This window comes from Dorea sp. (assembly GCF_977044405.1).
Map to the genome: position 1 here is coordinate 38,374 of NZ_CDRRQK010000001.1, position 13,022 is coordinate 51,395.

The 13,022-nt window shown below is 38.6% G+C and carries 14 protein-coding genes; all 14 read right to left on the reverse strand.

Annotated features, from left to right (window positions below; translation table 11 throughout):
• Positions 1-43 precede the first annotated feature (43 nt).
• The 14 genes from ACWJAF_RS00240 to ACWJAF_RS00305 all read right to left on the reverse strand — a co-directional run bounded on the left by ACWJAF_RS00240 (position 44) and on the right by ACWJAF_RS00305 (position 12,873).
• Positions 44-1,030, reverse strand: coding sequence for a diaminopimelate dehydrogenase (locus tag ACWJAF_RS00240; protein ID WP_448861392.1), 987 nt, complete (start codon positions 1,028-1,030; stop codon positions 44-46).
• Between the two features lie 218 nt (positions 1,031-1,248).
• Positions 1,249-2,973 (reverse strand): ABC transporter ATP-binding protein, encoded by a 1,725-nt coding sequence (locus ACWJAF_RS00245; RefSeq protein WP_448861394.1) that lies wholly within the window; start codon positions 2,971-2,973, stop codon positions 1,249-1,251.
• A gap of 102 nt (positions 2,974-3,075) precedes the next feature.
• Entirely contained in the window at positions 3,076-3,312 is a 237-nt protein-coding gene (locus tag ACWJAF_RS00250; RefSeq protein WP_448861396.1) for a hypothetical protein, read from the reverse strand.
• Between the two features lie 301 nt (positions 3,313-3,613).
• Positions 3,614-4,234 carry a DUF4317 family protein gene (locus ACWJAF_RS00255; protein ID WP_296031605.1) on the reverse strand — a complete coding sequence of 207 codons (621 nt, stop codon included), beginning with the start codon at positions 4,232-4,234 and terminating at the stop codon, positions 3,614-3,616.
• Positions 4,235-4,323: 89 nt separating this feature from the next.
• Positions 4,324-5,739, reverse strand: coding sequence for a phospholipase D-like domain-containing protein (locus ACWJAF_RS00260; RefSeq protein ID WP_448861398.1), 1,416 nt, complete (start codon positions 5,737-5,739; stop codon positions 4,324-4,326).
• 228 nt (positions 5,740-5,967) lie between these two features.
• Positions 5,968-6,525, reverse strand: a complete 558-nt coding sequence (locus ACWJAF_RS00265) for a 2'-5' RNA ligase family protein (protein WP_448861400.1) — start codon at positions 6,523-6,525, stop codon at positions 5,968-5,970.
• Positions 6,497-6,973, reverse strand: coding sequence for a flavodoxin (locus ACWJAF_RS00270; protein WP_448861620.1), 477 nt, complete (start codon positions 6,971-6,973; stop codon positions 6,497-6,499). Before ACWJAF_RS00270 ends, ACWJAF_RS00265 begins: the two co-directional genes overlap by 29 nt.
• Positions 6,974-7,044: 71 nt before the next feature.
• Positions 7,045-7,665, reverse strand: a complete 621-nt coding sequence (locus ACWJAF_RS00275) for a TetR family transcriptional regulator (RefSeq protein WP_296031611.1) — start codon at positions 7,663-7,665, stop codon at positions 7,045-7,047.
• Between the two features lie 151 nt (positions 7,666-7,816).
• Positions 7,817-8,455, reverse strand: coding sequence for a flavodoxin (locus tag ACWJAF_RS00280; RefSeq protein ID WP_448861402.1), 639 nt, complete (start codon positions 8,453-8,455; stop codon positions 7,817-7,819).
• 139 nt (positions 8,456-8,594) lie between these two features.
• Positions 8,595-9,056 (reverse strand): hypothetical protein, encoded by a 462-nt coding sequence (locus ACWJAF_RS00285; RefSeq protein WP_448861404.1) that lies wholly within the window; start codon positions 9,054-9,056, stop codon positions 8,595-8,597.
• A gap of 164 nt (positions 9,057-9,220) precedes the next feature.
• Positions 9,221-10,792, reverse strand: a complete 1,572-nt coding sequence (locus tag ACWJAF_RS00290; protein WP_448861406.1) for an AAA family ATPase — start codon at positions 10,790-10,792, stop codon at positions 9,221-9,223.
• Positions 10,793-11,046: 254 nt separating this feature from the next.
• Positions 11,047-11,472: an SseB family protein gene (locus ACWJAF_RS00295; protein WP_448861407.1), complete on the reverse strand. Its 426-nt coding sequence runs from the start codon at positions 11,470-11,472 to the stop codon at positions 11,047-11,049.
• Between the two features lie 335 nt (positions 11,473-11,807).
• On the reverse strand, positions 11,808-12,404 hold the full coding sequence (locus tag ACWJAF_RS00300) for a hypothetical protein (protein ID WP_448861409.1): 597 nt from the start codon (positions 12,402-12,404) through the stop codon (positions 11,808-11,810).
• Positions 12,391-12,873 carry an RNA polymerase sigma factor gene (locus tag ACWJAF_RS00305; RefSeq protein ID WP_448861411.1) on the reverse strand — a complete coding sequence of 161 codons (483 nt, stop codon included), beginning with the start codon at positions 12,871-12,873 and terminating at the stop codon, positions 12,391-12,393. The genes ACWJAF_RS00300 and ACWJAF_RS00305 overlap by 14 nt, the downstream gene beginning before the upstream one ends.
• Positions 12,874-13,022 lie beyond the last annotated feature (149 nt).

Consider the following 13,022-nt stretch of genomic DNA (forward strand, 5'->3'; position numbering starts at 1 on the left):
CTTGCCACTGGCAGCTTCTCTTGCACACTATAATATCTAAAAATTACAGCATATGTGCTCTTAACTCTTCCGGTGTCATCTGAGACAGCATAGCCGGTGCGATATCGAATACGCTTCTTGCTCCTGATTCACCCTTCTTAGAAAGTCTGTGTGCTGCACGTGCATAAGCAACCAGAACGCTTCCCGTGAATTCTGGGTTGGAATCCAGTTTCAGAGAATATTCGATCACATGCTTGTTGCCTTCGCATCCTGTCTCTCCGGTACGGATCACGAATCCACCGTGAGGCATCTTGCTGTGGTTTTCTTTTAATTCTTCTTCTGTGATAAATGTTACTGTTGTATCATATTCATCAAAGTAGTTCGGCATCGTCTTGATTGCTTCTTCGATGGCTGCTTTATCTGCTCCTTCTTCTGCTACTACATAGCACTCTCTTAAGTGTTTCTGTCTTGTTGTCAACTCCGGTTCGCTTCCGCTTCTTACCTGGTCAACCGCTGCTTCGACCGGTACTGTATACTGGATGCCGTTCTTTACACCTTCGATACGGCGGATTGCATCTGAGTGTCCCTGGCTGACACCTTTTCCCCAGAATGTATAAGTACTTCCCTGTACCAGAATGGATTCTGCATACAGACGGTTCAGTGAGAACATTCCCGGATCCCAGCCTACAGAGATGATGCTTACATTCTTTCCTTCTTTTGCTGCTTTATCTACATTTGCAAAGTACTCCGGAATCTTTGCATGTGTGTCAAAGCTGTCAATGGTATTGAATGATGATGCTACTTTCGGTCCGATTACCGGAAGGTCTGTTGCTGATCCACCGCAGAGGATCATTACATCAATGTCATCTTTCATAGTTTCCATATCATCGAAGTGCTTTACTTCTGCTCCTTCTGTCTGGATTTTGACACTTGCAGGATCTCTTCTTGTAAATACTGCTTTTAATTCCATATCGTCATTACGCTTGATAGACTGCTCTACTCCGCGTCCGATGTTACCGTATCCTACGATACCAATTCTGATTTTATCCATAATTCTACCTCGTTTCTTATTTTTATTACCACCTTATTCTGTGGCCGTTTTTATTCGTTGATATCATACATTTCTGGTGTCCCCGTACAGTTTTACACTGTCTACTTTCTGTCGCTGACATCTTTGTAAATTATATCATAGATTCTTTTCACAACAATCTTTTTCTTTTGCAATTTCTTTATTGATAATTTTTTTATGTTGTTGCTTACAGATCAATTTTATCCCATCTCATTATAATGAGCATAAATTCCGCCCTTCTTTAACAGTTCTTCGTGTGTTCCACGCTCTGCGATTCCATTATCTGCCACTACAAGAATCTCATCCGCATTGCGGATTGTTGATAGTCTGTGCGCAATCGTAATTGTCGTCCGGTTCTTCGCAAGTTCTTCCAGACTCTTCTGTATCCATCGTTCACTCTCATTATCCAGCGCACTCGTCGCCTCATCCAGAATGAGGATCGATGGATTCTTAAGAAATACCCTTGCAATCGAAATTCTCTGCTTCTGCCCGCCGGAAAGTCTCGTTCCACGCTCTCCGACAAATGTATCATATCCATCTGGAAGTTCCATAATAAAATCATGGATATTCGCTTTTCTTGCCGCTTCTTCAATCTCTTCCATGGATGCTCCCGTTTTTCCGTATGCGATATTTTCCTTAATACTTCCACAGAACAGGTACACATCCTGCTGTACCAGTCCAATCTGATTACGAAGACTTTCTAGCGTCAGTCCTCTGACATCCTGCCCGTCAATCGTAACACGTCCTCCTGTTACATCATAGAATCTTGGAAGCAGGGAACAGATTGTTGTCTTACCGCTTCCCGAAGGTCCGACTAATGCCACCGACCTTCCTGCCGGAATATCAAATGTAACATGCGAAAGCACCGGTGTCTCATCATCACTATAATGAAAAGATACATCCTCATAAGACACATGTCCTTTTACTTCTTCCAATGTCCTTGCATCCGGTGCATCCACAATCTCCGGCTCTGTCTCCACCACATCCAGAAATCTCCTGAATCCAGACAGACCCTTTTGCATCATTTCCGTAAGTTCTACCAATATCTGGACCGGGCTGATAAAGATACCGATGTAAAGTGCATACATCGCAAGATCCGCTGCCTCCATCTTCCCATGTGCGATCAGCCAGCCGCCGAATACCAGTGTGACCAGATACATCATCCCCTGAAAGAACAGATTACCGCTCATAAAACTTCCCATACATTTATAATTGGCATCCTTGGAACGCAGAAATCCCTGATTGCTTTTTTTAAACTTCTCCCGTTCAATCTCTTCATTTGCAAAAGACTGTACGACACGGATTCCTGCCAGTGTATCCTGAAGGCTGGAATTAACATCTCCAATCTTACACCGGTTATCCATGAATGTTGCCTGCATCTTCTTATTCTGTCCATATGAAAAGAACAACATAAACCCAACCAGAACCACAAGCGGTATTGCAAGTCTCCAGTTGATCAGAAACAGAAAAATGAATGAACCAATAATTTTGATCAGGGAAATGAATAAGTTCTCCGGTCCATGATGTGCAAATTCCGAGATATCAAAAAGATCCGATACAAGCTTACTCATCATCTGCCCGGAGTTATTCTGATCATAATATGAAAATGATAATTTCTCATAATGGTCAAAAAGCTGCTGTCTCATGTCCCGTTCCATATTCGCTCCCATCATATGTCCCTGATAGCTGACATAATATTTACAAAATGCCTGTAAGATATAGATTACAAGCAGCCCTGCTCCAATCGGGAGTAAAGCATGTAATATATTGTCTGCCGGTTCTGTAAACAACGTCTTCGTAAGCGTCCGTAATATCTGTGGAAATGCCAGATCTACCAGACTTATAACCGCCGCACAGACCAGATCCAGAAAGAATACTGCCTTATACGGGGCATAATACTGGATGAATTTTTTCATTGTATGCATTGTATATTCCCTGCCTTTTCCTATAAACTCAATCTACTATATTATAGGATATCCAGCAGGAATTGAAAACTATAAATCACATCTATATATATTTTTTATCTTTTATAAGAATTTTGCATTCTTTGTCGTCTTCTGGATCACCTTATCAAAAATGTATAACAATCCCGGTAATACCAGAATTGCCGGTATTGATATAGATTTCATAACCAGCAGCAGTACCACTACAACGGCTCCAATTGCCAGCATATTAACCTTAATAGTATCCGCCCGTGATTGTATCCTTAAGATCCAGCGTAGACACTCCCTGTCCTGCCAGAAGCCAATTATCTTTTCGTACAAAAAGCACACTGGCCGCTTCCCTGAAAAAATTTCTTGAGAAAAAGCCTTTGAATAAAATTACCATTACCGAGATTATCAAAGATTGTAATATGAACCGTAATACCTTCTATTATCACTTTGAGGACATTTACGCCTTATTCAAATGGACTTTAGAATCCGAGTCGATTGAAATTATTAAATGGTTGCATACCTTTCCCAAACAATGCAAAATACGCTGCCAGTAGCTATAAAATCTTTTAATCCGAACAGCTGATCTGCGGCTCTTCAATTACTTTTTTGGACTTTTTATCCTATTATACGGTTACACGCCAAGAATCTTCTCTAATTCTATATGCGGATGCTCCCGATCTGCCTGATAAACATCCACATAATTCATAGCGGCACCGCCGTCCATATATGCCGGGAACAGGAAACCACACTCCGGTTCCCCCAGTTCATAATCCCCGCTTACGGGACAGATCGCACAGATCAGATATTCAAACATATTTTCTGATTCCCCCAGACGGACATGATCCTTTCCTTTCGCGGGAATATCATATCTATCGTGAAATACATAGATTGCATAATCTCCCTCTACCTGATACTGTTCTCCTACAATCTCATAAAACGTCTCCATCAGTGCATCATTTTTCAGACCACATGCACGCATTCCCATCAGAAGCTTCCACATGCTGTCGCCTTTCATCTTTTCACTGGAAAATGCATATTCTTTCAGATTCTTATTCGTATCTGCAAATGGGATCTGCTTTGCTATCTGAAGATTTTTTTCTTTCTCATCCGGACTTAATTTTAAAAATCCAGTGTTAAATGTACCATCTATATATCCTTCCTGATCCATATATCCACCTGCAATTCTTGTGATGGATGTCCTTTTTACTGTCATTCTCCTGGTCAGTGCCAGCATATCTTCTCTGTCTATCATATTTTTTCCTTTCTTCTTATCGCATATCTGAGACATCATTTTTCGCAGCTTACAGATCCCGGCTTTGCGGCATATTTTCTATAGATTCTTTATAACAAATGCCGGAATGGTCTGATTATAATTCTAAGGAATGCATAAAAACGCTTCTTTTCCGGAGTCAATACTTTCTCTTTATAATGTTCTCCCTTTGTCTCCGTGCCATCTGGTCTTACTTCCTTGCTTTTTTCCATATAAGTGCGTTCTGTATCCTGAATCTGCGCATTCAGTTTTTCACTGTCAATCACTAACATCAATTCCGTATCCAGATACGTACTTCGCATATCCAGGTTATAAGATCCTACAATGGAAATATTATCATCTATCAGAACCGTCTTGGTATGCACTGCGTGATCATTCATCAGTTCATATACGGTTGCCTCCGTCTCCAATATCTGCTTCTTTTGATTCAGATAATCGGTACATCCCCATGGATTGGACCCTTTTTCTACTGCGTTCAGGACAATCTTAAGATCTGCTTTTTGTGATATATTTTCCAGAACCTGATACATATAAGAATTGCTGATTACATATGGCGTCTGTATCACCACATGTTTCCCTTGTTCTGCGATATATTCAATTGCCTGCAGAACTTCTGGACTCTTTCTTGCCGCTTTTGTCCCGTTATTCAATAATGTAATCTTATTCACCGCATATGTATCTTCCTCCCAGCGCCGATATTCTTCTATATCTGTATATTTCTGCTTCAGGGACTGATATCTTGTCTCCAGTTTTTTTCCTTGTTCTTCATCTAACTTCGTGCTTTTTATCTTCTTTTCCGTCACATGTTTTTCGTTCCATATAGTCTGAAAATATGTTTCCAGTTCCTTAAATGATTTTCCCTTTCCCGCCTTCGTTTCATACACGAAAATATCCCGGTCTACATTAATCCCTGTCTTTTTATCCCCGAGAAATATATCATTGGTATTGCGTCCGCCTAACAGATACATGGAATCATCAATGATCAGATACTTGTCATGCATTCTATAGTTCAGACGTGTAAGATTCGTCACTGTAATTGGATTATATATTCTGACCTCTACATTTTCCCGTGCTGCCAGAGCCCTAAATGCCTGGCTTTTTTCCAGAAAGATTTTCTGATAGATTCCATCGATCAGAATCTTTACCTTCACTCCTCTATCGGCAGCATGATAAAGTGCTGCGATTATATCTGTCCCACTGTCATCCGGGCGCAGATCGAATGTTGATAATACAATACTTTCCTTTGCACTTCCTATCATACGGAGTCTGTATATCAATGCCTCTTCATTCTGATCAATACACCGGATACGTTCGGATACATCTTGTTCTTCTGACTCGTTCTTCCCTGTAAATTCTGTCTGTTTCAAAGCTGCTTCATAATCTGGATCCGGCTCCTTTTTTACGAATAGCAATATAATATTTGCAATCAAAAGTACTGCCACAATAATTCCAATTATTTTGAAACAAATTCCTATGTACTTTTTCATATTTTTCCTGCTTTCTACTTCCAGCTTTTCATAGTGCATTTTGAGATATCTAAATTATACCTCAAGATATTCCACACAAGATATTAAAAAAACATGAATTTGAACTTCTTCCAGAATACCTCTGAAAAATCCACAACGGATCGGTCAAATACAAAAAGCGTAAAACCAAAATAATATGATATATCTTCCATGTACATATCATACTTCTTAATTTTACGCTTTTTATATTCACTCATTCAATTTTATCCGTACAATATCCTTATGCGGATTTGTCTTTGCCAGTCCGATCTCTGTCACAGATACTTCCATCGGGACGAAATGTTCCTGCATCAGGGAAAATGCTTCCCTCATCTGTTCTTTTGTCAGCTTCTTTCCCACTGTCAGATGCGGAAGCCACTGCATCGGCTGATAATACCGGCTCATCTTTATATCTGTAAGTTCAGTTAACTGCTTATGGATCTCTTCCGCCGTCTGCTGCAGATACTGATTCAAAACCGGGGTTATATATAGCACATATGGAAATAATGCCCCAACCGATACCAACTGTATCTTTCCTTTTCGCAGCCGATCTTTTAATACATTCATTTTCTCCGTCAATCCAGCCTCATCTTTCGTCTCTACCGAAACAATGGTCAGGTGAGGCGGGACATGATTGTCTGTCATAAATGTATTGCCGGTTTTATCTGCAATCTTTTCTATATATCTGGAAATGACCCGGCTGCTTTTTTCATCAAAATAAACCGATACCAGATACATCTTACATCCAGCTCTTAAGCCAGTTTTCAATTTCAGATGCACCTGCTCTGTTCAGCAGTTTTTCTGAAACGAATTCTGCCGACTTATCCACAGACTCTTTTAATCTGTCTACCGTATTCCCCAATCCACATCCGCCGGATGTGGCAAAAAGTGCAATCTTCTTTCCTGAGAAATCATAGCTTTCCAGGAATGTGTTGATGATTGTCGGTGCCACATACCACCAGATTGGGAATCCAATGATCACATTATCATACTGCTCCATATTTTCTACGGTTCCTGTTGTTGCAGGTCTGGAAGATGGATCGTTCATCTCTACTGTACTTCTTGCTTTTTTATCCATCCAGTTTAAATCTTCACTGGTATATGGAACTTCTGGTTTAATCTCAAAAAGATCCGCTCCTGCTGCCTCTGCAACCTTTTTTGCTACGCTTTCTGTTGTTCCGCTTGCGCTAAAATATGCTACTAATGTTTTCATGATATCTGTCTCCTTTCAAAATTATATCTTTTATATCCTTCAAACATTTTTATAATATCAGATGTTATAAAATATCACTTTAGAAGCTTTTTTATCGCTGCCTTTGTCAGTTCATACACTGAATTATAAGTATAATCAACGCCGGCTTCTTCCATTGCTTTTTTCTGCTTATCTGTCACAACTGTATATGGATAGATTCCAAACATAAATGGGAAAAATGCATAGACAAATTCCTGCCTTTTTTCAATATCCATATCTGGTCTGAATTTAGCAAGAATCCCCATCATAGCTCTTAAGGAATTCCCATACGAAACTTTGAATTCCACCAGCATCTCTATCCGGCTGTTCTCTTCCAGATCATAATGATTCATCGACAGAATCTTCAAAAGCTGGTGCCTCCGGTCCAGTGACTCTGCAATCTCGGAAGCAATCTCTTCATCATCCAGGCTTTCATGTTCTTCCACGATCTTGTGAAGATCCAGTATCCATGCATCGTATTCTCTTTTTAACAGTGCAAGAAATATCTCTTCCTTCGTCTCAAAGTAATTATAAATCGAGGTTCTGGAAAATGAAGTGACATTTCCAATCTCCTTTATCGTAATGTCTTTAAAACTCATTGTCTGATAAAGAGTTTTACATGCATTGATAATCTCTTCTTTTCTTGCATTGGTTCTTTCTTCTGATCTTGCCGGCATGAAGATACCTTCCTTCCATTCTTTTCATGGTCAGGAAGCTGCATTGATCTAAAATTCTCATAATGAAGCTTTCTGACTATGGACTGTGTTTTATTTCTGACATATTGTCATAATAGCATAAACTGATGCTTTTTTAAACTATTTTGCCAAATTACTTTGTCAATCCTTCTATTCCTTTTTGAATATCCGTATTGTCTGCGTTCGCATCAAAGCGATATCCTCCCTGGATATCGAGATCTGGATATTCCTTTTTTAGATCTGACACACTCGTTTCAATTCCACTTCCTCCAGATGTGCAGAATGTATATATCATCTTTCCACTTAGATCGTAGGTGTCAAGAAATGTCTCTATAATCCTTGGATTTGTGCCCCACCAGATTGGGAATCCTATATAAATGTTTTTATAATTCAAAACTTCTCCCAAATCATTACCAATCTCAGGTCTTGCCGATTCATCATTCATCTCCTGGTTCGCACGGCAGGAATCATCATTGTAGTCCAGATTTTCACTTGTATATGCTTCTGCCGGTACGATTTCTAGAATATCTGCCGGTAATTCTTCCGAAAGCTTTTCTGCAACTTTTTTTGTGTTGCCTGTACCTGAAAAATATACTACCACTGTATCTTTTGCTCCTGCATCGCCGGACTGTCCATCCCCAGATTCTCTCTTTTCACCTGCATTCTGTTTCTTATCATCTGTGTCTGTTACTGTCTGGCTTTTTTCCGTGCTTTTCTTTTCTGATTCTGCATCAGAAGAATTGCTGCATGCCATAAGACTTAATACTGCCAACAGGCTTAGTGTGACTGTTATTCATTTTTTCATAGTGCTCCTCCAATCTTTTTATTTTGACATCGTGTCAGTACATTTTCATTATAAAGGCATACTGACGTTGTGTCAATATGCCTTTACATGCCAAATATAACAGATATTAAAAATCATTTTTCTTTATGCCATTTCTTATACAATTCTTTATACAATATTTATAAAAATAAAATGGTTTTTCTCTTCTTTCGAATGGCACTCCTGTTCTTTCAATAATTTTTATGACTTCATCCAATTCTTCATGTGAGGTTTTTAATATTAATACAAAAATCTTCTTTCCATTTATCATGAAAAAAAAGAAATTCTTGTAAAGAAATATTCTTTCAATTCTCTGGAATTCCCAAATATGATCTTCACTTATTTTTATTTCATGTTCATCAATATCTACCGTATTATTTTCTGACTTTTCCCATATAAATTTATGAACAGACTTTTTGTATCTTTTCTCCACTATTAGACCCACAATCAAAAAAATTACAATTACTATACAAAAGGTAATTCCCATTCCAAACGCCAGATACTCCTTTTTAAAGCAACAATAAACTGACAATAAAAATTCCACTGGCATTAATATACAAAAAATTATTCTGCTTATTTTTCCTTTTCATTATAATAACAGAAAATTTTCCTATTATAATTTACGGTGAATACTGGTAAAAGCAAAATGCTTATCGCCGATATTAAAGTATCGGCAATAAGCATTTCTTATTCTTAATTATTCACATTTTCAATTTATTTCTTATATTCTTCAATCATACACTCGTGTACTTTTGTTTTTTTATTATAGTTCACTCCGACAAGAAGTATATTTCCTCTATATTCTTCCAGACTCCGGCAATATTCCTTTTTCTTAATCTGTTCAATAGCTCCCTTGGCTTCCTTATCCCATTTCAACTCTACTACAAGCGCCGGTTTATCACTGAATTTCTTTCGTGGAATAAATACAATGTCTGCAAATCCTTTGCCTCCCGCCATTTCTCTATGCACTGTATAAAAGTTTCTTGCAGCATAAAGAGCCAGTGAAACTGTATAGCTCAATGCATTCTCATCATTATACTGAATATGTGATGTCTCAAAATGAGCTCTTCTTATACCTTCTGCAACCTGCTCTTCTCTTTTTTGCCAGATTGCCTGCAATACGTCGGCAGATTCTTTCAGAGCCCGGCTTACTTCACCCCAATCCGATGCAGCAACACTATTTACATATTCATTGCGCACTTCATTGTTCGGAATCTTCACTGTCTTATTATCTGAATTATATGCAAGATATCCTAAATGTATCAGCAATGTCAGCACATCGTCTTCTGTTCGGAACGTTGTCATATCATTTGTAAAACTGCCTGTATTTACCGGAATATTTTCTCCTGCAATCATACTGAGCACATCATCTTTCAGACCCTCAAAATTCATATCAATATAAGACTGCAATGCCTCAAATGTTTCTGTCTGATTCCAGTAATTTTCTATCTTTCCAAACAGCATACTGTTTACAACAGACCGGGGACTGTAAATAGACAGATCAGATGAAAAACAATATCCATCATACCATGCTTTTACTTCTTCTATCTCCATATTATATTTGACACATAGTTCTGCCACTTCCGATTCTGTAAAGCCCACATAGGAAGCCATGGGTCCCGGACTGATCATTGAGAATTCATCAAACATGTTCAATGCAGAGTGTGTTCCATATTTCTTAATTGGCAGAATACCTGTCATATATGCCAGATGAATGCATGCTTTATCTTTCAGCAAATCTCTTAAAAAATCAAGATATTGTTCCTGTGCCTCTTTATCCTGTTTAAATTCTCTGAAAATACAGTCCCATTCATCTATGATTACAACAAATGGACACTTCACCTCTTCATACACATCCTGCAGCGACTCCGCAAGATCATTATCATCATAATAATCCACGTTTGGATATTCTTTCTTAATCTCTCTTAGAACCAGCTTTTTTACCCGTTCAATCAATTCTTCCACACTTTTACTTCTGCTTAAGAATTCCTGCATATTAAGTGAAATAGTATTATATTTATTTCTGTATTTTGAGTAATCTTTACTCTTTGAAATTGTATATTTTGAAAATAGTTCTTCAGAATCGCAACCCCTGCTATAATAAGCAGTCAGCATATTTGCAGCCATTGATTTTCCGAATCTTCTTGGACGACTGACGCAGACATAGCCTTGCTGGGTGTTCATCACCCGGTTTGTGTACTCAATCAAACTGGTTTTATCTATATAGATTTCAGAGTTCACGCTTTTCTGAAAATATTCATTTCCCTGATTCAGATATCTTCCCAATTCATCTGCCTCCCATCCTAAAGATATAACTACAAATCATGCAATTTTTTACGACTGTTATTAATATTCTGATGTGCCCGGATTATTCTACTGCTATACCTACATCATATTATATGGCAGATTCTGAAACTCAGCAACCTAATTATATCATTGCCTCACATCTACAGTACCTGACAGGGGGAGACTGTTCACTGGCAGCAATTTTCTGAACTGAAAATTCCACATGATACAGTAGTGAATATGGATTTTGCTTCTTAATTATTTTCACCTAATATAATCCTGATCAATGTCTTATCCAGCATTATCGTCCGGTTCCATGGATTGATGATAACTCCTTCGATTCCCTCTGTCGTAATTGCGGTCGTAAATAACTGCTTCATATCTGTAAGAAATGTAGACATCACACTTCCGGATCCTTTTAATTCTTCATCAAAACTTGTAAATGCTGCCCACCATTTTCGTCCATCATCTGTCTGGACTGCCTGCACCTGAAGTCCGGATGCTGCTGCAGATGGATCAACTGCAATGATCAGTTCTCCTTTTTCATTCATACGTCTGCGGATCACAGTCAATACATGTGCCAGCATTTCCTGTGAAGGTTCCTGCTGAAGTGCTGCGATTGCCGTTTCGATCTTGTCATTGTCCTGTAATGTTTTATCTATATGTAAGTGTTTGTCCATAGTATTTTCCTTCTGCTTTCTCTTATTTATTATATTCTTCCTGCCCTATCTGTCACAATTATCTGCTCTTAGATAGACAAAAAAATATACGAACAGCCGGAATCTTATCTCCCTGGAGTGTATCTTAAAAATGTTTTCTGTAAAATCCCCACAAAGTGGAACCTGCAGATTGCAGGATTTTTTTCAGATACTCTCTGTTACTGTTCGTATATTAATATAAAATATTTCTTTCTTAAGGGCAAGTATACCAAGCCTTGACATTCCTTTTATTCCACAAATAATGAAAATGTAACGTATGTCCATTCTGCTAAAAGGAAGAATTTTTTTATACACTGTTAATTAAATTCATATGGCATTATATACCTGTCTGATGAAGTCGAAAGGCCATTATTGTATTTTACTGTAACATATAATACTCCATCCCCATCTTCTAATTTCACATAGCAGACTCCGTCCTTGTCGAACTTATCCGTAATATCAACAGACTGGTTCTTATAATATAACATTACCTTTCCATCATCCTCATATTCAACATCCGGTGCATTCATCTCTTCCATAATCTCTTCTTCTGTAAGCGGACGCTCTGTTCCATTCCATTCATAGGCCACTCCTCCACCACCAAATTCTTTTTCATTTCCATCTTTATCTGTATATTTTCCTGTATAGGATCCGTCTGAATCAATCTTTAATGTAACATCCGTCTGATCTCCGTGAATCCACATCTGGACCTTTCTCTGGATTCCCCCAACATCTGCGGCATAAGCGGTTCCGGTTCCTATCGTTACGATCAGACACGCTGCAATTGCGGCTGCGATTGTTTTTAACTTATGCCTTCTATTTAATCTACTCATATTATCTACCTCCATCTGAAAATCACCGGAGGTGGCAAGTGCATCAAAAGCCTGTTTGTATTTTTCTTTATTCGTCATCATCCCATTCCTCCTTTAATGTTTCTTTGAGAAGTGCACGTCCGCGCGATAGTCTGGTCTTCACATTGCTGAGCGACAGATGCAGGATATCACTGATCTCCTGTGTCGTGTAATCTTCATAATAGAATAAGTGCAGGACAATCCGGTATTTTTCCGGTAACTTCATCACTGTCTCGAACAGGTTCTCCGATTCCGGTGTCTCGAATGTCAATGTCTCCATATACTCTTCCAGATTACACTTATTCCTCCGCCAGAATGACCGGGTGATATTCTTTGCTTTGTTAATTGCGACCCGGATCAGCCATGCACGGATGTGCTCTTCTGTATCAAATTCTTTTTTGTATGTGTGATACCCTATAAATGTATCCTGAACCACATCTTCTGCATCCTGCTGGTTCTTACATATGTTAAATGCAATTGCAAACAGGTGCTTCTGATATCGTTCTATTACCTCTTGCGTTGAATCTTTCATGAGTACTCCTTTTATTACAGCTTCCTGTACATCCGGAATCTTTCTGCCAGAGCGTGTCAATATGATTCCGTGTTGTGTCTTAATTTTTATACTTTGCTTTCAAGGCCTTTCACTAATAATACACTTGAACTTACCCAAAGGTTACAAAA

Bases quoted from the DNA above. Each gene is read 5' to 3' on its own strand.
- ACWJAF_RS00285 (WP_448861404.1), bottom strand. From the start codon at position 9,056: ATGCCAGTGGAATTTTTATTGTCAGTTTATTGTTGCTTTAAAAAGGAG.
- ACWJAF_RS00275 (WP_296031611.1), bottom strand. From the start codon at position 7,665: ATGCCGGCAAGATCAGAAGAAAGAACCAATGCAAGAAAAGAAGAGATT.
- ACWJAF_RS00255 (WP_296031605.1), bottom strand. From the start codon at position 4,234: ATGATAGACAGAGAAGATATGCTGGCACTGACCAGGAGAATGACAGTA.
- ACWJAF_RS00260 (WP_448861398.1), bottom strand. From the start codon at position 5,739: ATGAAAAAGTACATAGGAATTTGTTTCAAAATAATTGGAATTATTGTG.
- ACWJAF_RS00300 (WP_448861409.1), bottom strand. From the start codon at position 12,404: ATGATGACGAATAAAGAAAAATACAAACAGGCTTTTGATGCACTTGCC.
- ACWJAF_RS00295 (WP_448861407.1), bottom strand. From the start codon at position 11,472: ATGGACAAACACTTACATATAGATAAAACATTACAGGACAATGACAAG.
- ACWJAF_RS00245 (WP_448861394.1), bottom strand. From the start codon at position 2,973: ATGCATACAATGAAAAAATTCATCCAGTATTATGCCCCGTATAAGGCA.
- ACWJAF_RS00240 (WP_448861392.1), bottom strand. From the start codon at position 1,030: ATGGATAAAATCAGAATTGGTATCGTAGGATACGGTAACATCGGACGC.
- ACWJAF_RS00305 (WP_448861411.1), bottom strand. From the start codon at position 12,873: ATGAAAGATTCAACGCAAGAGGTAATAGAACGATATCAGAAGCACCTG.